The organism is 'Catharanthus roseus' aster yellows phytoplasma (assembly GCF_004214875.1).
In the GTDB taxonomy this organism is placed as follows: Bacteria; Bacillota_I; Bacilli_A; order Acholeplasmatales; family Acholeplasmataceae; genus Phytoplasma; species Phytoplasma asteris.
In genome coordinates this window covers 558,373-577,385 of sequence record NZ_CP035949.1, presented here as the reverse complement: position 1 = coordinate 577,385, position 19,013 = coordinate 558,373, and the positions used below count along the sequence as shown (strand labels likewise).

Annotated in this window: 20 protein-coding genes; 13 read left to right on the top strand and 7 right to left on the bottom strand. The window is 27.5% G+C overall.

The genetic code is table 11. The features are described 5' to 3' along the window. Positions 1 to 114: 114 nt before the first annotated feature. The gene (locus tag EXT02_RS02750) at positions 115 to 1,575 is read left to right on the top strand and encodes an MATE family efflux transporter (protein WP_069028412.1); all 1,461 of its coding nucleotides are present in this window, start codon (positions 115 to 117) and stop codon (positions 1,573 to 1,575) included. A gap of 199 nt (positions 1,576 to 1,774) precedes the next feature. Here EXT02_RS02750 and EXT02_RS02745 read toward each other — a convergent pair whose 3' ends face one another. The 7 genes from EXT02_RS02745 to EXT02_RS02715 all read right to left on the bottom strand — a co-directional run bounded on the left by EXT02_RS02745 (position 1,775) and on the right by EXT02_RS02715 (position 8,951). Then, on the bottom strand, positions 1,775 to 3,775 hold the full coding sequence (locus EXT02_RS02745; RefSeq protein WP_130427971.1) for a heavy metal translocating P-type ATPase: 2,001 nt from the start codon (positions 3,773 to 3,775) through the stop codon (positions 1,775 to 1,777). 220 nt (positions 3,776 to 3,995) lie between these two features. After that, on the bottom strand, positions 3,996 to 4,295 hold the full coding sequence (gene spoVG, locus EXT02_RS02740; protein ID WP_034172172.1) for a septation regulator SpoVG: 300 nt from the start codon (positions 4,293 to 4,295) through the stop codon (positions 3,996 to 3,998). A gap of 275 nt (positions 4,296 to 4,570) precedes the next feature. Beyond that, positions 4,571 to 5,377, bottom strand: a complete 807-nt coding sequence (gene rsmA, locus EXT02_RS02735) for a 16S rRNA (adenine(1518)-N(6)/adenine(1519)-N(6))-dimethyltransferase RsmA (protein ID WP_130427969.1) — start codon at positions 5,375 to 5,377, stop codon at positions 4,571 to 4,573. 106 nt (positions 5,378 to 5,483) lie between these two features. Further along, on the bottom strand, positions 5,484 to 6,737 hold the full coding sequence (locus EXT02_RS02730) for an HD domain-containing protein (RefSeq protein ID WP_130427967.1): 1,254 nt from the start codon (positions 6,735 to 6,737) through the stop codon (positions 5,484 to 5,486). A 305-nt stretch (positions 6,738 to 7,042) separates the two neighbouring features. Continuing rightward, positions 7,043 to 7,639: a phosphate propanoyltransferase gene (locus EXT02_RS02725; RefSeq protein ID WP_232308835.1), complete on the bottom strand. Its 597-nt coding sequence runs from the start codon at positions 7,637 to 7,639 to the stop codon at positions 7,043 to 7,045. 378 nt (positions 7,640 to 8,017) lie between these two features. Beyond that, positions 8,018 to 8,308, bottom strand: a complete 291-nt coding sequence (locus EXT02_RS03225) for a restriction endonuclease subunit S (protein ID WP_130428043.1) — start codon at positions 8,306 to 8,308, stop codon at positions 8,018 to 8,020. 433 nt (positions 8,309 to 8,741) lie between these two features. Then, on the bottom strand, positions 8,742 to 8,951 hold the full coding sequence (locus tag EXT02_RS02715) for a hypothetical protein (protein ID WP_130427965.1): 210 nt from the start codon (positions 8,949 to 8,951) through the stop codon (positions 8,742 to 8,744). 1,041 nt (positions 8,952 to 9,992) lie between these two features. Here EXT02_RS02715 and EXT02_RS02710 point away from each other — a divergent pair. The 12 genes from EXT02_RS02710 to EXT02_RS02660 all read left to right on the top strand — a co-directional run bounded on the left by EXT02_RS02710 (position 9,993) and on the right by EXT02_RS02660 (position 19,013). Then, the gene (locus EXT02_RS02710) at positions 9,993 to 10,403 is read left to right on the top strand and encodes an ABC transporter permease subunit (RefSeq protein ID WP_130427963.1); all 411 of its coding nucleotides are present in this window, start codon (positions 9,993 to 9,995) and stop codon (positions 10,401 to 10,403) included. Positions 10,404 to 10,945: 542 nt separating this feature from the next. Next, positions 10,946 to 12,742 carry an ABC transporter substrate-binding protein/permease gene (locus EXT02_RS02705; RefSeq protein WP_130427961.1) on the top strand — a complete coding sequence of 599 codons (1,797 nt, stop codon included), beginning with the start codon at positions 10,946 to 10,948 and terminating at the stop codon, positions 12,740 to 12,742. Position 12,743: 1 nt separating this feature from the next. Further along, positions 12,744 to 13,472: an amino acid ABC transporter ATP-binding protein gene (locus tag EXT02_RS02700; RefSeq protein WP_024563301.1), complete on the top strand. Its 729-nt coding sequence runs from the start codon at positions 12,744 to 12,746 to the stop codon at positions 13,470 to 13,472. Positions 13,473 to 13,649: 177 nt separating this feature from the next. Further along, a complete protein-coding gene (locus tag EXT02_RS02955; RefSeq protein ID WP_165383255.1) occupies positions 13,650 to 13,790 on the top strand; it encodes a hypothetical protein in 141 nt (46 codons plus the stop codon). A 30-nt stretch (positions 13,791 to 13,820) separates the two neighbouring features. Beyond that, the gene (locus EXT02_RS02695; RefSeq protein WP_165383254.1) at positions 13,821 to 14,228 is read left to right on the top strand and encodes an IS3 family transposase; all 408 of its coding nucleotides are present in this window, start codon (positions 13,821 to 13,823) and stop codon (positions 14,226 to 14,228) included. Positions 14,229 to 14,470: 242 nt separating this feature from the next. Then, positions 14,471 to 14,731 (top strand): 30S ribosomal protein S20, encoded by a 261-nt coding sequence (rpsT, locus tag EXT02_RS02690; RefSeq protein ID WP_130427957.1) that lies wholly within the window; start codon positions 14,471 to 14,473, stop codon positions 14,729 to 14,731. 146 nt (positions 14,732 to 14,877) lie between these two features. Further along, a complete protein-coding gene (locus EXT02_RS02685) occupies positions 14,878 to 15,138 on the top strand; it encodes a hypothetical protein (protein WP_130427955.1) in 261 nt (86 codons plus the stop codon). Between the two features lie 125 nt (positions 15,139 to 15,263). Continuing rightward, a complete protein-coding gene (gene serS / locus EXT02_RS02680; RefSeq protein ID WP_130427953.1) occupies positions 15,264 to 16,538 on the top strand; it encodes a serine--tRNA ligase in 1,275 nt (424 codons plus the stop codon). Positions 16,539 to 16,731: 193 nt separating this feature from the next. Continuing rightward, positions 16,732 to 17,055 (top strand): hypothetical protein, encoded by a 324-nt coding sequence (locus EXT02_RS02675; protein ID WP_130427951.1) that lies wholly within the window; start codon positions 16,732 to 16,734, stop codon positions 17,053 to 17,055. A 200-nt stretch (positions 17,056 to 17,255) separates the two neighbouring features. Next, positions 17,256 to 18,182: a rhodanese-related sulfurtransferase gene (locus EXT02_RS02670; RefSeq protein WP_130427949.1), complete on the top strand. Its 927-nt coding sequence runs from the start codon at positions 17,256 to 17,258 to the stop codon at positions 18,180 to 18,182. Positions 18,183 to 18,363: 181 nt separating this feature from the next. Next, on the top strand, positions 18,364 to 18,672 hold the full coding sequence (gene rplU, locus EXT02_RS02665; protein WP_069028397.1) for a 50S ribosomal protein L21: 309 nt from the start codon (positions 18,364 to 18,366) through the stop codon (positions 18,670 to 18,672). A 5-nt stretch (positions 18,673 to 18,677) separates the two neighbouring features. Continuing rightward, on the top strand, positions 18,678 to 19,013 hold the full coding sequence (locus EXT02_RS02660; protein ID WP_071345400.1) for a ribosomal-processing cysteine protease Prp: 336 nt from the start codon (positions 18,678 to 18,680) through the stop codon (positions 19,011 to 19,013).

The window sequence follows — 19,013 nt, the reverse complement described above, 5'->3', positions numbered from 1 at the left end:
TTTGCCTCCCAAAACCCCTCTAATTTTGATAAAATATAATATGTGTTATAGCTTTTATTTACACATATTTTCAAGTTGTTTGACCCAACCAAAACATTAGATGGAGGTTTTTTTGTGGTTAAAACAAAAGCAACAACACAAATTTTAATTAATGAAAAAAGAAATAGAAAATTTTTATTAGAAGGAAACTTATGGAAAGTAATTTTTTATTTTACCTTTCCTATCATTATTTATTGGATTTTTCAAAATGCATCAGATGCTATTGATCTTTTTATTTTAAAAAGAAATCAAATTTCAGATAATCAACTTACCTTTGTAAGTCGCGTACATATATTTAAAGGTATTCTTGTTCCTTTTGGTATTTCTATTGCCACAGGAGGAGTTATTTTAGTAGGGCGTGCTTATGGACAAAATAATATTAATAAAATGCACCTTTATTTGGCAAAAACGTTTGTTCTTTCCATTTTAACTGGCTTTATTTTGGTCTTTTTATGCATTTTTGTTTTTAAAAGTTTCATTGCAACTAATATTTTAAAAATTAGTCAAAATGCAATTGAAAACAATGAAGGTATTAAATATTATAATCTTATTATATTGTCGCTTGTTTGTATCATTATAAATACAGTTTTTTTAAGTTTGGAGCGTGCCAAAGGTAATAACAAAATTGCTCTTTTTTTAAATATTTTAAACGCTTCTGCTAAAATTATTTTTTCTTTTGCTCTTTTTCATTATTGGAATTCTTCCATGGTTTCTTTGGCTTTGGCTACTTTGATTTCTAACGGAATTGTTACTTTATTTGCTTTGTGGTTTTTATTTTTTGACAGCAAAAATCCCTTCCGTATTATTTTATCCAAAATCAGTTTTGATAAAGAATTTTTGAAAAAACTTTCTAAATTAGCTATTCCTGTTTGTGCTAGTATTAGTATTTATAGTGTTGGCAAATTAATTGTAAGTATCATTGTTAAAGAATGGTACGGTGATCCTCAAGGAATTAGTAGTTCCCAAATTGGAGCTAATTTAGCCTTAGCAGTAACTATTAATAATGTCTTTTATAATGCACTTAACTCTTTTTCTGATTCCCAAAATGCTATTATATCTCAAAATTTAGGTCATAACAATCTTAATAGAGTCTTTGAAGCATTCAAAAAAATTATTTTTTGTATGTGTGTTTTGGCTTTAATAGGTTCTTTGATTAATATTTTTGGTTATAAGTTAATTTTGCCATTATTTCATGATAGTCCTTGGGAAAAGATTCCTAGTTTGGAACAAGATGCTTTCCGTACATTATTATTTTTTGAAACTACTAGCTTATGGTTATCGTGTGGTTCTATTATTATGTTTAATTTTTTATTAGCTTTTAAACGCGTAGGACCTTCGGTTTATCTGAATTTTTTAAGAACTTTAATTCGTATCTTTTTTATTGTTCTTTTTTCCAAACACTTTTTAAATCAAGGTGTAATGGGAGTAGGTTTGAGTATTTTTCTTAGTAATTTTATTTGTTTTATCATTACATTATTAATTTTTGCAACTTTTTATCTTAAATTAAAACGTGATAAAACATTTGAACAAGATTAAATATTTTATATATTGTAATAACTTTTATATTGATAATTATTTAATAATAATAGATTTTATTATACTCAAATAAAATACTTCCAAATTTAACACTCTTTTAAATTATGTTTTGAATCTTAATATGTAAATAAAAAACCACCCTTTTAGGGTGGTTTTTTTGTCTTTGTGCTGTCTTTTATAATGAGGTTAATAAAGTAAATTATTTATTAAAAGATTTTGTGTTTTTCTTTTTGTATTTTAGTTTGAGGTTTTTGGGGCTTTGTAAAAGTCTTAATCCATTGAAAATAACTAAAAGTGTGCTTCCTTCATGGCAAGTGACTGCCCAAGGTAAATTCATGTCTCCAAAAAGATTACAAAGATTCAAGATACAAACTACTACCATGGCAAAAATAATATTTTGCCAAATGATTTTGCGTAGTTTGACAGCTACTTGGTGAGTATAGATAATTTTTGATAAATCATTTTGCATTAAAACCGCATCTGCTACATCCATTGCCACATCAGTACCGTTTTGCATCGCAATTCCTACATCAGCAGCTGTAAGGGCAGGAGCATCATTGACACCATCACCTACCATTACTGTAGTGCCTTTTTCTTTTTGTAGTTCTTGAACTTTTTCTAGTTTATAGGCAGGTAGAATATCTCCCCAAGCTGCTTTGAGATGAAGTTTTTTTTGTAAGATGTAAGCGATTTGTTGGGTATCTCCTGTAATTACTGCAGTATAGATGTTTTTATGGTTGAAGTATTGCATTAAATGATAAGCTTGAGGACGTAATTTATCCAAAAGAGCTAAAACCATAACAATGTGATTATTACAACTAAAATAAACGATGGTTTTGCCTTCGGATAAAAATTTTTGCGTTTGGGCTTGTAAAGATGCACAGATTGGAGTTTGGGTAAAAGCAGTAGCTTTGGCAATTTTATAATGATTGTTTTGATAAAAAGTTTCAAGGCCGATGCCAACTGAGCTAGTAATTTCCATTTGGAGGTGAGATTTGTGGTGGAAATGGTTTTTAATAGCTAGTGCTAAAGGATGGTTGGATTTTTGTTCCATCCCTAATAATATATCTAAATATTTGTGATACTTTTCTTCAGAGATTTCGGGGGCTACATAAACATCAGTTACTTGAGGTTTGCCTTCGGTAAGGGTGCCTGTTTTGTCGCATGCAAAAGCTTTGATATCTGCCATTTTTTCCAAAGATCTGCCGTTTTTGAATAAAATCCCTTTTTTAGTGAGGTTAGAAATAGCTGCAAGAGTGGAAGGAATGTCAGCTGCAGCTAGGGCACATGGAGATGATACAGTTAAAAAAATCATTGTTTTGTGTAGCCAAGTGCTAAATTCGAAATTGGGATTACTTGGTCCAGTAAAATGTAGTATTCCTGCAAGACCAAGGACAACAACAACTGTTGCCATAATGGTTTTTACATAAATTGGTTCTATTTTTTTAATTAAAGTAGCAGTTTTGGAAATATTGTTTTGGGTTTGGCTTACTAATCTTACAATTTGGGCAAAAACAGTCTGTTCGTTAGTAGCTGTGACACGCATAACAAAATGGTTGCTGCCGTTAATGGTGCTGCCGTAGACAAAATCGCCTGGTTGTTTGTCACAAGGAATGCCTTCGCCTGTAATGTTAGCTTCGTTAATGTTGGGATTGCCCGAAACAATGACGCCGTCAGTAGGGATTTGGTCGCCTGGTAAAATTAAGACTAAATCATTGATTTTGAGTAGTTTGGAAGGAATAATTTCAGTACTGCCGTCTTCTTTTTGTAATCTTGCTTCTGCTACTTGAAGCTTTAAGAGATTTTTGATTTCTTTTTGACTTTTTGCCTCAATGTATTCTTCTAAAAAAGAAGCTCCTGAAAATATGACAATTAATAAAATACCGTCGTTGTAGTTTTTTAAATATAAAGCTCCCAGAGCCGCTAAAGTCATTAAAATATGAATGTTGGGAGTGAATTTTTTAAATTTGCAAGTATCTTGCCAAGTTTCTATAAAGCCTTTTAAAATAACATGATAGCCGATTAAAAATAAAAGTGCCAAAGAAACAAGAACTAATACTAGTGTGTTTGTGCAATTGTGAGAATGCAAATATAGAGCAAATAAACTATATAAAAATGTTCCTATAACAAAACAAATTAATGGTTTTTTATCGTTGTGTTCGTGATTGTGGATGGATGAAGAATTGCTGCAACAAGACAAATTTTTGTACCTCTTTGCTTAATTTTTTTGGATAAATATAATTGTAAATATTTTAGTAATGTAAAGTATGTTTGGAAAAAGTGTTAATGGATGAGTTGTTTGTTAGTTTTGGATTTTTAGTTTCGCATTTGCAAAATTTTTTTAATAAAATGGCGTTTTGAATTCAAAACATGTAAAAAAAATTCCAAAAAAATCTGGAATTTTTTAAAGTTAATAATTATTAATTTTCAGAATTTTGAGAAAAATCTTCTTCTTGTGGAGGGTTATCTAGCAAATCTTGGTATTTGTTTTTGATGCAATTTTCAATTAGTTGACGAGTTTCTGAATTGATGGGATGAGCGATATCTCTAAAGTTGCCTTTGGAAGTTTTTCTACTTGGCATAGCAATAAATATACCTCTTTCTCCTTCTATAATTCTGATGTCATTAACTACAAATTGGTTTTCAAAAGTGATTGAAGAAACTCCTCTTAATCTACTTTCACCGTTGATTTTTCTAATTTTTACATCGGTAACTTTCATTTCTTAAGCCTCCAGTTTTGCTTCATTTTATATTAAATGCTAAATTATTATTCGTTATTTATTATTAATTATTTATGGTTTGTGTAATGATACAAATTAAAAATTACAAATAAAATATAAATAATAATTGGATGCAGTTAATATTTTAATGGTTTTTTTATTTAAAAAAAGATTAATATTTAATTTTTTGATATTGATGTTTAATATCGGAAAAAGGGAAAATCATTTCCTAATAAGCCTTGTGATTTATTTTCAATATGAAAAGTTTTATTATTTTATGACATATTAAAAAAAATAAACCATTTAACAGTTAATTTTTGAAAAGTTTCTAAAGTTACCTGTTCGGCTCTAATTTGTAAAGGGATGTGATGTTGTAAGAAAAAAGGAATAATGGTTTCTTTGGATAACAAAAATTGACAAGATAAGTTGTTGAGTAAAGTTTTTCTTTTTTGTTTAAAGGAAGCTTTTATAAACTTGATAAATTGTTGTAAGAAAGTAGGGCAAATGTTGTTATTTTTAGTAAGTTTAATAACAATACTGTCTACTTTGGGTGCAGGAAAAAACATATGTCTTTTAACTTCTTGGATTTTTTCAATACTAAATAGAAATTGAATAATTACAGATAAAGCGTTATAATTTTTGTTATTGGGTTGAGCCAGTAAACGCATTCCTACTTCTTTTTGAATCATAATAGTAGCATCATTAATTTGGGGAGTGTCAATAATTTTAAAAAGAATAGGTGAGGTAATATAATAAGGTAAGTTACCAATTAAACTTAATTGAGAGTTAGGACTAAAATAATAATCAAAATCTTTTAATAAATCTCTTTTTAAAAAATCATCATAAATGATATTAACATTGTTATGATTTTCAAAATTTAAAAAAGGTTTGAGAGTAGCATCAATTTCATAGGCTAAAACATGTTTAGCTTGAGGGACAATAATTTTGGTTAAAGCACCTTTGCCAGGTCCAATTTCTAAAACATTTTTGTCTGTGATGGAAGCCTTAGTTACAATTTTGTTTAATAAATTAACATCTGTTAAAAAATTTTGACCGTATTTTTTTTTGGTTGTATGATGCATTTGATTTCCTTAAATAAAATTGATATGGATGTTGGCTTTTGGGATTTGTTGTTAGTTGAGAATTGGGGAAGTTGTTTGGGAGGGGTTTATAGGAGGAGTTTTGGATTTATAAAGGGCGATAAAAAAATTTATTATCTTGTTTAGGACTACTTTTGATTAAACTTTTAATAATGGGGGATTCTTCTTTCAGACTTTTGAGTCCTCCCTTAGATTTAATTAAAATTTTGGTTTCAAATTTAGGCTTACTTTCGGAATAAGCATTTTGAAAAGCAGCATTACTTGAAGTATAATATTTAATATAAGTGTGGTTTTGGCTGTGATATTGTTGCTTAATTTGTGCAATTTGTTCTTGGGTTTGATCGTTATCATCTAAAATGTGCCAAATACGTCTATTGAGAAAATCATTACATAAATTTTTTAAAATGGTATCCTTACTATTTTTAAGATGTAGGATTAAACCGTTCATATAATAATCATCAATTGCTAAGTATTTGTCTAGGTCAGTTTGATTGTTTACAAAATTGTAAAAAGATTGGATGTATGGGTCTACAGGATAGTTATTTTGTAATAAATCACATAAACGTTTACAAATTTTTTCTAAAATAGTGCTATAAGCTCTTACTTTGGGATGATAATAAACTTGCCAGAACATATGATAGCGGTTAATTAAATAATTTTCAATAGCAAAAACACCACTTTGTCTAAAGGCAATACATTTTTCGTTATTTTTGCTAGGATGAGGCTCAATTATCATGCTACGCATTAAACGTTCTAAATCGATATGCCCATAAGTGGCACCTGTAAAATAAGAATCTCGTTCTAAATAATCTAGTCTGTCAATATCAATTTGACTAGTTAAAATTTGTTCTATTAAGGGAAATTTCTTTGTTTTTTCAATCACACTAGCTACATCGTTTTTGAAATCAGGGCTTATTTGGTCTAATAAAGCTCCAATTTCTTTGTTATGTTTGATGATGCGTGCACTTTGTGTTTCGTGGTTTACGTCAAATAAGGTTTCAAAAGAATGAGAATAAGCACCGTGTCCAATATCATGTAACAAAGAAGATACTAGTAAAATTAATTTTTGGGTTTCAGAAAAGTGTTTTTTAATATTTGTGATTTTTAAAAACCGTCTTGCAAGTTCATAAACACCTAAACTGTGTGTAAAACGAGAATGTTCTGCTCCATGAAAGACGATGTTAGCGCCGCTTAATTGTTTTATACGTCTTAATCTTTGGAAAACGGAAGTATCAATTAATTTTTCAATCAATTCGTATTCCAGATAAATATAACCGTAGATAGGGTCACGAAAAACTTCAGATCTGAGAAACTTTTTAAAAGATGGATTGGTTGTTTGCATTTATTTTATTGAGGATAATTTTTAATTAAGTTTATTGGGTTTTTGTAATTTTTATCCTTATCCGTTTTACCTCCTTCTTGTTGTTTGCGTTTTTAAGAAGAGTTTTTATTGAGCGAAAGACACAAATGAAAGGAAATTTATGTCTTTCGTTCAATAAAAAAATAAAATAATTGTTAGTTATATTGTTAGTTTTGCTAAGGGGTGAAAATAAATATAGGTTATAAGGTCTTTGGGGTGAGTTGCAAGATCCTTATAACGCAAGAATTTAAGTTGACAAAATAATTTATTTTTTTATTTTTAATGATTTATTTCAGTAATTTAACAGTATCGCCATTTTTAAGTAAAAAAGCACTGCCGTCATCGGTATCTAAGTGGCATTCAAGTTTAAAATCGGGGTGTACTCTGCACAAAACTTGTTTTAAGATGCCAGGTTTAGTGCCTTCAATTTCAATACTTACCATTTGTTTGTCAGTAATGCCAAAATTTTTTGCATCTTGGGTAGATAAATGAATATGTCTGTTGGCAATAATAACACCTTCTTCAATGTCTACTTGACCTTTGAGACCTATTAAAGTGGCTTTGCCTGAACCTTTAATATCGCCTGAAGACCTAACAGGAGCTGTAAATCCGTGTCTTAAAGCATCGCTTTGACTAATTTCTACTTGGTCAAAAGGTCTTGTGGGTCCTAAAATCCGAACTTGTGGAAGAATTTTTCCTGATGGACTCATAACATCAATTTTTTCTTGTGCTGCAAATTGTCCTGTTTGTTTGAGGGGTTTGAAAAAAGTGAGTTGATAATTTTTTTGACCGAATAAAATATCTAGTGTTTCTTGTGATAGGTGAGTGTGTCTTCCTGAGATTCCTATTGGAATGTGATACATGTTTGCCTCCATTGTTTGCATTTACAGCTTTATTATAACATTTTTATTATAAAATGCCTCTTATTTTCTACATATTTTGATTTTTTTATTGAAGAATTGGTAAAAAATTTTTGTGCATAAATAGTATATAATTTTTAGTAATTTACTTTATTATAACATGAATTATTAGAAATATTCAAGTTAATTTGTTTATTTTGTTGTTTTATTGTTTTGTTATGCTATATTTATTTAATGACAAATAAAAAGACCCTTTGTAAAAAGAGTCTGGGGGTTAAAGGTATTAATTAAAAGGTTTGTAAGTTAAAATAATAATTTATTAAATAAATATTGTTTTTGTTCATCGGTTTTATTTAATAAATCTTTCATTAAAGAATTGAGTAAATTTGTTTTTTCTTCTATTTATTTTAAGGTTTTATTTAAAAAAGTGGCTATTTCATTTTGTGTTTCTAATGGGGGAAGAGTTATTTTTATTTTTTTTATTAGCTTTTGGGTGAAATTGGGAATGTGTCCTTGTTTTAAATAAAAATAGAAATACAAAACATTAAAAGAATCATCTTTAGATTTTAAAATTTGTAAATTTTGAGCAGCCCAAAAAGTTTTAGTATGGAAATGAATATAACCACAACTACCTACACTAGTTATAGTATTTTCACGAGTATTAGATTTGTTATAAGATCCTTTGGGTTTTATACCTCCACCCTACACTTCGTAATCTTCATTTTGTTAACAATCTGATATATTTAAATCTGTTATATCATCAAGAGTAATGTCTTTTGGTGGTTTTGGAGATTTCCAAAAGATATAGATATTTTTAGCTGTTGTGCAAGTTTGTAATAATTTTTCTAAAGTATATGTTTCTTGTGGTATTTCAATTGTTTCTTTGTCTTGGACGTCAATAAATACAAGTTGCTAAATTGTTATTTGCATCTTTAATTTTAGTATCTAGAATATATTTATTGTTAATATTAGAATTATAAGAAGGTGTTTGTAGAGTATTTATTTGAAATATATCTTTAATAGTATCTTGTGTTTCTACATTTTGTGTATTTGAATTTTGAGGGATTAATGTTTTTAATTTAGTAATAATTTGTTCTTGGATTTGATTTTGGTTACCTGGGTTTAATTAAATATTATGTATTTTAGCAATAAAATATTTATTATGTATTTGGGATAGTTTTTCAATTTCATTGTTGATATCTGTATTAAGGTCGCATAAATTAGTTGGGGATGGTTGGAAATTGTTGGGTTGGGTTTGATCCTTTTTGGATGTTAAATCAGATTCAAGATCTTCGATTTTGGTTTTGATAGAAGAAATATTTTTAAAAGGTTCCACTTTGCTTTTTATTGTCTCATAAATTTTATTTCTTAAGTTTGAAAGTATCAAAGCAATTCTTTATTTTTGCTTTTAGAGTGTTTATGTCATCGGTGTTGAGTGTTTCTTTGTTTGCGATGCTTGTCATAAAAGTGTTTTTTCTGCATGGGCATTTTGGGTTAATGTAGTTTTATATCGTGGTATGCCTTGGTCTAGGATGTTTTTTAATGTTATAAATTCACTATTTTTTACAGTTTCATTTTTTAATTCCTTTATATTATGAAATAAATATGCGTCATATTCGTCATATTCAGTTACAAATGTTTGTAATTGTTCAATAAGTTTATCAAGTTACAAACTTAGTTTTTATTTCTATTTTCAATTTGTTTATTTTTTAAATCTGGACTTTGAGTAAAAGCATAATGTTGGTTGTTGGGTCTTTGTTCGTTAGGTTGTGCTTCTAAAGTGTTAATAAGGATAGTTTGGAAAAGACAAATAAAAGCTATAATTAATAAAATTATGCATTTAATTAAATATTTTTTATTATTTTTTAGTATTCATATAAGTTAAACTCCCATAATGTTTTTGATTTAAAATGATTTTAGATATTTAATTAATAAAGTTTGAATAGTACTAAAATTAAGTTTGATTGAAAATATTATTGATTATGTTGTTAAATTGTATTTGGAATAATATTTTAATCTTTTTTGTTTAATATTTCATTTTGAAAGACTCCTTATTACATTTTTTGTATATAATAGCTAGTTTGTATATTAAAGTACTGCCATTAAAGTATATTATAACTCAAAAAAAACGGTAAAATATGCTCATTTTTGGGGTTTTAAGGGTGTTTGGATGGGTTTGAGTGTTATTTTTATAGGGATAAAGTTAATTTAAGGTAATAAAAAAAAAGACTAGTTTTTAGTCTAGTCTTTAAGGATGTTTGTTTTATCTTTTGTTTATGTAATTTATTTATTATATATACTTAAAATTAATATTTCCTTTCATCTTTATTTTTTTAATATTTGCAAAATTAAAATAATTGTTGTATAATATTAAATAATGAATATTTTGATAAATAGAATGCATCAAGCTCATGCAGCATTAGTTGTCATTGTATTAAATTCAGCTGCTAATATTGCTGTTGTTTTAATGCAAACTCTTAAATTTGTAGATAAAGGAAAAGTAGAAGCGGGTCAATCTTTAAGATTGAATAAAAAACAAACCTTCTATTATGTTACTTTCCCACAAGCATTAAAAAAATCAGTTCCTTTAGTAGTAGCACAATTTGTTACTAATATTAAAGCTTGTACTTTCTTCGGATTAATTGCATTAATTGATATGTCATTTGTTACAAATGATGCTATGAATGTTACAGGAGATTTAGTTGCTCCATTTGTAATACTTTCCTTTGTTTACTTAGTTTTAATTCAATTTATTAATATGTTAAGTAAATATTTAGAAAAAAATTAAATCCTGCTTTAAAAACTTTAGTTAGCGCTTAATAAATTAATTTAAGAATTATAAGAAACAAATATTAAGATAAAACAAATATTAATTCTTAATATAAAATATAAAGATAATTAATGCATAACTCACTACATTTTAATTATCAACCCAATATTTATTTCTTACCTTTGAATCTTTTATATTAAAATAGTTATACTGATATTAATTAAATGTTAATTTTAATTGTTTTTATGTTATCATAAATAATAAAGTATTATTTTAAAAAATATCTTATTATTAAAAGTTTGATATTGTTTTAGAATTGAAAAATATTTATAAATGATGCACATTACAATTTATGTATATTTATAATATATAAATAAAAGGTTAAAAAATGAAAATTAAAAAGATGCCTCCCAAATATAGATTTCATATTCATAAGTATATTAAAATTGTTGTATCTATTATAACAATGATGTTTGTTTTTTGGTATTTTAAATTAAATTTGTCAAATAGATAGTTTTTACAAGCACCAAAATTGAAAGTGAAGGTAAAAATTATATATTATGATTCAAAGGAAAAAAGAAAAATACAAAATTACTGAATATCTAAAATATACTAAATATGTTTTATTATTTATGTTTATGATTTTTTGGGTATGGCTTCATTTTAGTGTGGGGTTATTTCAAAGAGTTAATAATTCTAAGAAATATTTAAGAGTAGCTGTGGTAGCTGATGCAGCTCCTAATAGTTTGACTATTAAATCTGATAAAGATACAAGTAAAGCTCATAGAACTATTCAAGGTGAATATATTTCAGGATTTGATATAGATTTAATTGATAAAATAGTAAAATCATTACCTCAAGAAGAAAAGTATGAAGGTTGTAAATTTAGTCTTTTTGATTTTGATGGGATGTTTACTGCTGTTCAAAATGGTTCAGTTGATTTAGCTATTTCTTCTATTAGTATTACTGATAAAAGAAAAGAAAACTTTGATTTTCCTATTGCCTATACTTTGGATAATACAGGGTTTTTAGTAAGAAAAGATGATGCGCGTTTTAAAGATTTACCAAAAGAAGTAAAATATGAAGATATAAAAGGTATATTAAAAGATTCCAAAGACCCAATTAAATTTTTAACTCTTACTGGTTCTGTGGCTGATAAAGTTATTGAAAATATTAGATCAGATTTAGGAAATTTATTACACATTACTAAATCCAATCCTATTGATGATGCTGTTATGTGTGCTCAAAGCGTCAAAGATAAAGCTTCTGATATTTTTATAACTGATAGTTATATTACTAAATATTATGCTTCGCAAAATGATGAATTAAAACATATATCAATTATATCTGATGATGCTCGTTTTACTGTTTCTCCTACAGGTTTAGGAATTGTAGTTAAAAAAGGTAATACAAAATTAATTACTCCAATTAATAATGCTTTTAAAGAAATTTTAAAAAAAGAAGAACTTGTTCTAGAGGGTTATGGTTTAGATGTTAAAGGTATAATTGAGTTAACCAAAGAATTAAAAGAAGAACAATCAAAACCCACTGACAAACAAGACCCAAATAGAATAAAAACTTTAGAAGACAAAATATCTAAATTTAAAGAAATAACTAATAAATGGTTAGAACAATCTTTAAAAGAGTTAAGTCAAAAACAAGGATTAAATTGGTATCAAAAAGTATCTCTTGTTTTACCTGATTATGCCACACCTTTAAAAACTACTTTATTACTTGCATTAGATGGAGTTATTGTAGGTTTTATCTTAGCTATTGTTTTAACAGGGATTAAAAGTATTAAACCTAATTATCAAACACAAAATCCCTTTATTGTAGGGTTAATACAAAGTTTTCTTTACTTGCTTGATGCAATACTTTATATTTTTAAATCAATTCCAGTAGCAGCCCAAATGATTATAGTTCATTTTGGTTGGAGAGCTTATAATCCTGAATTAAATCCGATGTATTCAGGTATTATAGTGTTATTATTAAATTCAGCAGTTAGTATTACAAATATTTTATTACAAAATATTAAGTTTTTAGATAAAGGACAAGTAGAAGCTTCTCTAGCTTTAGGAATGACTCAAAGACAAACATTTTTTTGTGTTATTTTCCCTCAAACGCTTAAAAGATCACTTCCTTTTGTAGTACAACAATTTATTGTAAATATTAAAGATAGTGCTTGTTTTGGTGGTTTGGTTGGTCTGTTAGATGTAGCATGGAAAGCCAAAACTCAAATTGTTCAAACAGGAAGCATTGCTATTCCTTATGCTATTACTGCTTGTATCTATTTAGTGTTAATTACGATTGCTAATTTATTTGTTAAATATTTAGAAAAACAAAAAAAAGGAGTTTAGAATGCAATATTTAATTGAAGTTAAAGATCTTTGTAAAAAGTTTGGCGATAAAGAGATTTTAAAAAATATTAATTTAAAAATTAAAAAACAAGAAATAGTAACTATTATTGGTTTTTCGGGTTCAGGGAAATCTACTTTATTAAGATGTTTTAATCTATTAGAAGAACCTAATTCTGGTCAAATTTTAATTGATAATAAAAATATCTTAGATAAAGGAGTAAAATTATCTGATCTAAGAACTAAAGTAGGAATGGTGTTTCAAAGTTTTAATTTATTTGAAGGAAAAACAGTATTAGAAAATTGTTGTTTAGCTCCGATGAAAGTATTAAAATTATCTAAACAAGAAGCTCAAGAAAATGCTTTAGAACGGTTAAAAGAACTAGATTTAGAAGCTCTTGCTAATCAAAGAGTAGAAACTCTTTCAGGGGGACAAAAACAACGTGTTGCTATTGCTAGAGTTTTATGTATGAAACCTGAAGTTATTCTTTTAGATGAACCAACTTCTGCCCTAGATCCTGAATCTACTTTGCAAGTATTACAAACTTTACAAAAATTATCAGAGAAAAAAATAAATCTTATTATTGTAACTCATGAAATGAAATTTGCTCAAAGAGTATCTGATACTATTTATTTTATGGAACAAGGTAAAATTCTTGAAAAAGGCACTCCGAAAGAAATTTTTGAAACTGATAAGTTTCCTAAATCTAAGGCTTTTTTTGAAGATTTTTGATTCCTTATAAATATATCATTATTTATTAAAATAACCCAAACTGCAATTACAGTTTGGGTTTTCCTTTCTTTTGGGGTAGATAAATTGTTGTAATTGTTTATAATTTAGAGTGATAGAATTATTTAATGTTTTAAATGTTTAGGAATGATTATAATAAATAAATGGAGATAGATAAATATGCAATATTATACTGAAGAAATGATATTAAATCGTCAATTTTTAAATCTTGCTAAAAATATGAAAGCTACAAGACCTCATCAAATATTATGTGGTGGCATTACTGAAGTTTATTACCAGGATAAAGTTTTATATGTTTAAGTTGTCCTAGATACATATAGTCGCAAAATTTTGGCTTATCATGTTTCTGATTATGAAGGCGCACCTTTAATTATAGATACTATTGATAAATTAAATGTATTTGAAAATGATTGCATTTTTCATTCTTATCTTAAATTTCCATATTATAAATTGGATGTTGAAGAAATTTTAGAAACCAAAAATTTAATTCAGAGTTTTGAAGATAGACAAGGGATTCAAAAAGGAAAATCTTCCCCTTGTACTTATTTAACTTCTTTCTTTTCTTCTTTTAAATGTGAATGTATTTATTATGGCATTCCAAACCCTAGAACTATTAGTAAAAAAGTTATGATTGAAGCTATTTGTAAATATATGTCATATTATAATTTAGAAAGAATGCATTCATCACTTAATTATACTACTCCTGATGCATTTGAAAAAAATATTTTAAAAAGTTAAATGAATAAGTATTTGAAAGTAATTTTGGGTATTGTTTCGAGTTATAAAAAAATCTCCATAAACGAGTTTCCATAATTTTATTTTTACAAATATTACATAATTTATTATGCAATGCAAAAGATATAAAAAATACTATAATTACACTATTTTATTGTTTTTTTATCTAAATTTTGGTATAATTCCCAATAGAGTTATTAATAATAAATTGATAATTAAGTAACTAAAAAAAGGAGATTATAATCATGGCTAATATTAAACAACAAAAAAAACGTAATAAAACTAATGAAAAACGTCGTTTGCAAAATGTTTCTTTTAAATCATCTGTAAAAACAGTGGTAAAACAAGTAAAAACTGCAGTTTCAAACGCTGATAAACAAAAAGCCTTAGCTTTATTAAGTGTAGCTTATAAAAAATTTGATAAAGGGGTTTCTAAAAGAGTTTATCACGCTAACTTTTCTGCTAGAAACAAATCTGATTTACAAAAATTAGTAAATACCCTTTAATTTTTCTTTACAAAACTCACAAAAATCACATTAATTAAAACAAACATCAAAACTTATCATAATATTGGACCAACAAACATAACATTAATATTTTAATTGTAATTATTTTATTTAAATATATTTGAGTGGAAAAGGTTGATAAATTTATGTTTTTTTGGGTAAATAAAGTAATTTATGTAACTTCAGGATTTATTGTAGGATCAGTTTTAGGGGCAAGTCTATATTTTAGATCGTCATTAAATGAACCTAAATATTTTGCACAAACCACAGTAAAAAAAGGTGTAAATGAAGTTAATAAAATTTTAGGTACCGAATTTAAATCTCCTACAGGAAACCCTTCTTCTAGTGAAGAATTTCTACATTGGTGGTTTGAATTTATAAATGATTTGAATAATAAAAATAAGTAAAAATTTTTCAAACCCCATTAACTAACAAAATTTATATTCTTACTACATTTATATTTTTCCAATTAAAACTTATTATTTTTGCCACCATTAAATTAATTTTTCCCAAACTAAAGAGGTATTTTTTTATGTTAGATCTGAATTTTGTAGTCCAAAATCTGCCATCTGTTATTGCAAAATTAGAAAAAAGGCAACAAAATTTTGCTTATTTAAATAAATTGCCTCTTTTAGCACAACAAAGAAAATCTTTACTTTTGGAAATACAGGATTTAAGAAGTCAAAAAAATCAATCAGCTAAAAAAGTCGCCCAAAAAGCTAACGCCAAAGAAGATATTACTCTTGTTTTGCAAGACACTAATTTTTTGCGTTATGATTTACAAAAACTAGAACAAAAGTTAAAACTAAAAGAACAAGAAATTTTTGATATTTTAAGCATTACCCCCAATTTACCACATGATTCTTTACCAATTGGCACAAACGATAAGGACAATAAGGAATTGTATTGCGAAGGACAAATAAGAACTTTTGCATTTACGCCCAAAGACCATGTTTATTTAGCTGAAAAATTAGATATTCTCGACTTTAAAAAAGCTTCTAAAATTTCTGGTAGTGGATTTGTTGTTTGCAAAGGGCTAGGAGCACGCCTCGAAAGAGCCTTAATTCAATTTATGATGGATCTTCATAGTAAAAAAGGTTATCAAGAAATTATTCCTCCTTATATTATCAATGAAAAATCCATGTTTTCAACAGGTCAATTACCCAAGTTTGAAGATGAAGTCTACAAGCTTTACAACTCCAAAAATAATTGGTATCTAAATCCTACAGCAGAAGTTCCTACTATTAATTTGCATCGTGAAGAAATTTTTAAACCAGACACACTTCCCATTAAATACGTTGCCTACACTACTGCTTTTCGCCAAGAAGCAGGCTCAGCTGGCAAAGATACTAGAGGAATTTTTAGACAACATCAATTTAATAAAGTAGAATTAATCCAGTTTTGCCATCCCCAAAATTCTTATGAATGTCTAGACCAAATGTTAAAAGATTCCGAAGAAGTGCTAAAACTGCTCAAACTTCCTTATCGTGTTGTTTTACTTTCTACTGGGGATTTGGGTTTTAGTATGGCAAAAACTTATGATTTAGAAGTTTTTTTACCCAGTTATAATTGTTATCGTGAAATTGGTTCTATCAGTAATTCTTGCGATTTCCAAGCAAGACGCGCCAATATTAAAATGAAAAATCCTACAAATAATAAAAATGAATACGTTCATATTCTAAACGGTTCAGGTTTGGCTGTTGGAAGAACTGTCATTGCTATTTTGGAAAATTATCAAAACCAAGATGGTACTATTACAGTTCCTGAAATTTTACAGCCTTATTTAGGAACCGATATTATCAAGTAATTGGAATGTTTTTAACAAGAATAATTTATAATATAGAGTCGAATCTTTTATGAAAAATAAAGTGATTCGGCGTTTTTTATTGGTAAAACAAAAGCCACTAACAAAACCTTTACTATTTTTTTCACCATTTTCAAAGGCAAACTCAAAAATTCATTACTTTCATCTTCAAAAATAATTGTGAGGTAATATCAATATGCAAATTAAAAACATTTATTTACGACCCCACAATTCTCAAACTTTTCCTCAACAAATAAAAACCTATATCAAAACCAATATTAATCCATCTTTTTGGGGTTTTGTATCTAATTATCCTTGTTACAATTCTGAGACTATCCAAACTTATCCTTGTCTTTTGTGCCGTATTAAAGACGCTTCTTCGGATTTATTAGGAGTCTTTTTTGATGGTGGTACAAGGACTGCAAGTTTCAAAGGCGAAATAAAATATAGTTTAGATGATTTAAAACAAATGTTAAATGGTGCTCAAAATATGTATATTTTTTGGAAAAAGCACCCCTAAAATTTATTTTATAATCCTTAATATTTATTAGAGTTTAAGATTTGCTCCATAAAAATATTAAATAAAAAATTATAAATGAAGCCAAAAACATTAATCATTCATTGTTTCAAATTCCTAACAATTTATTTTAATAATAAAATAAAGTCCAAATTAATCAGATTTTGCATGCAATCTCAATTGAAAAGAGGCATAATTATTTTATGACACAAACTTCTAACTCCCAATACTTAGTTATTTTATATTATCAATATGCTCCAATAAAAGACCCTCAAACTTTTAGAGACCAACATTTTAAATATTGTGAATCTCTAGGACTTTTAGGACGTATTATCGTTGCCCAAGAAGGTATAAACGGTACTTTGTCAGGTCCAGAAGAACAAATACATAAATACATGGATCAACTAAAACAAGATCCTCATTTTTGCAACACCGTTTTTAAAATGGAAATTGTAGAAGCACACGTTTTCCCGCGTCTTTCTATTAAAGTTAAGCCCGAATTGGTTAATTTGAGTCTTCAAGAAAACGTTGATCTTACTAAGGACAAAGGTGCTTATTTAGCTCCTCAAGAATTTTTGCAAGCCTTGCAAGAAAAAGATACTTTAATTCTTGATGCTCGTAATGACTATGAATATGATTTAGGACACTTCAGAAATGCAGTTAATCCCAATATTAGACATTTTCGTGATTTGCCAAATTGGGTCAAACAAAACACACATTTATTAAAAGATAAAAAAATCGTAACTTATTGTACTGGTGGTGTGCGTTGTGAAAAATTTAGCACTTTCTTAAAAAAAGAAGGTTTCGATGATGTCTATCAATTAGAAGGAGGCATTATTTCTTATGGCAAACACCCCGAAACTCAAGGTGCTTTGTGGGATGGTCAAATGTATGTCTTTGATCAAAGAATAGCAGTTCCTGTTAATCAAAAAGAACATGTTATCGTTGGTAAAGACTATTTTGATGGCACTCCTTGTGAACGCTATATTAATTGCTCTAATCCTCAATGCAACAAACAAATTTTGTGCCACGAACATAACGAACACAAATATTTAGGAGCTTGCAGTGATAAATGTAGCAATCATCCGCAAAATAGATATCTCAAAAAGCACAATAATCCAAACTCATAACAAAAAAACACTCATATTTTAATAAGATATGTTATAATAATGTATGATTATTGTATTTTTTTGGTTTGGCTGCAATACCCAATTAAAAAAATATAAAAACCATTGTTTTTAAACAATTAATTATTATCAGATCCAATAAATTATCCAAGATAATTTGCAATTTTTGCAAGGAGGAAAGAAAATGTTTGCAATCATCAAAACTGGTGGAAAACAATTCCGTGTTTCTGAAGGACAAGAAATTTATGTTGAAAAACTAAATGTTGAGCCAGAAACAACTTATCAATTTCAAGAAGTTTTAGCTGTTGGTGGCTCCAATCCTGTTTTAGGCACCCCTTTTGTTAAAGACGCTAAAGTAACAGCTCAAGTAATCAAGCACAACCGCGCTAAAAAAATTATTGTGTTTAAGTATAAAAAACGTAAAAAATATCGTTGTAAACAAGGACACAGACAATCCTATACTAAACTTTTGATTACTAAAATCACTGTTTAAAAACTATGATTCGCTATTGTTTTTACAAAGAACAAAAAAAAATTACTAGTATTCAAGTTTGGGGGCACGCTTTATATGCTCCTAAAGGTTTTGATATTGTGTGTGCTTCAGCTTCTACTGCTATTATTGTAACTTTAAATGCTTTAGAAAAACTTCAATTCCAAACAGATATTACCTATAATCTACAAGATAAGTTGTTTGAATTAGAAGTGAAAACCACCCAAAATACTGTTCTTTTTACTTTGCTAGATAATTTAGAATACACTATCTGCAATTTAGCCAAACAATATCCCAATAATTTTAAAAAAATATCTCAAATTCAAACAAGAAAGAGGTTATAA

What these genes read in the sequence shown, in the direction of transcription:
- spoVG (WP_034172172.1), bottom strand. Translation starts at nt 4,295, where the DNA reads ATGAAAGTTACCGATGTAAAAATTAGAAAAATCAACGGTGAAAGTAGA.
- rsmA (WP_130427969.1), bottom strand. Translation starts at nt 5,377, where the DNA reads ATGCATCATACAACCAAAAAAAAATACGGTCAAAATTTTTTAACAGAT.
- EXT02_RS02730 (WP_130427967.1), bottom strand. Translation starts at nt 6,737, where the DNA reads ATGCAAACAACCAATCCATCTTTTAAAAAGTTTCTCAGATCTGAAGTT.
- EXT02_RS02725 (WP_232308835.1), bottom strand. Translation starts at nt 7,639, where the DNA reads ATGCAAACAATGGAGGCAAACATGTATCACATTCCAATAGGAATCTCA.
- EXT02_RS02710 (WP_130427963.1), top strand. Translation starts at nt 9,993, where the DNA reads ATGAATATTTTGATAAATAGAATGCATCAAGCTCATGCAGCATTAGTT.
- EXT02_RS02705 (WP_130427961.1), top strand. Translation starts at nt 10,946, where the DNA reads ATGATTCAAAGGAAAAAAGAAAAATACAAAATTACTGAATATCTAAAA.
- EXT02_RS02700 (WP_024563301.1), top strand. Translation starts at nt 12,744, where the DNA reads ATGCAATATTTAATTGAAGTTAAAGATCTTTGTAAAAAGTTTGGCGAT.
- EXT02_RS02955 (WP_165383255.1), top strand. Translation starts at nt 13,650, where the DNA reads ATGCAATATTATACTGAAGAAATGATATTAAATCGTCAATTTTTAAAT.
- rpsT (WP_130427957.1), top strand. Translation starts at nt 14,471, where the DNA reads ATGGCTAATATTAAACAACAAAAAAAACGTAATAAAACTAATGAAAAA.
- EXT02_RS02685 (WP_130427955.1), top strand. Translation starts at nt 14,878, where the DNA reads ATGTTTTTTTGGGTAAATAAAGTAATTTATGTAACTTCAGGATTTATT.
- serS (WP_130427953.1), top strand. Translation starts at nt 15,264, where the DNA reads ATGTTAGATCTGAATTTTGTAGTCCAAAATCTGCCATCTGTTATTGCA.
- EXT02_RS02675 (WP_130427951.1), top strand. Translation starts at nt 16,732, where the DNA reads ATGCAAATTAAAAACATTTATTTACGACCCCACAATTCTCAAACTTTT.
- EXT02_RS02670 (WP_130427949.1), top strand. Translation starts at nt 17,256, where the DNA reads ATGACACAAACTTCTAACTCCCAATACTTAGTTATTTTATATTATCAA.
- rplU (WP_069028397.1), top strand. Translation starts at nt 18,364, where the DNA reads ATGTTTGCAATCATCAAAACTGGTGGAAAACAATTCCGTGTTTCTGAA.
- EXT02_RS02660 (WP_071345400.1), top strand. Translation starts at nt 18,678, where the DNA reads ATGATTCGCTATTGTTTTTACAAAGAACAAAAAAAAATTACTAGTATT.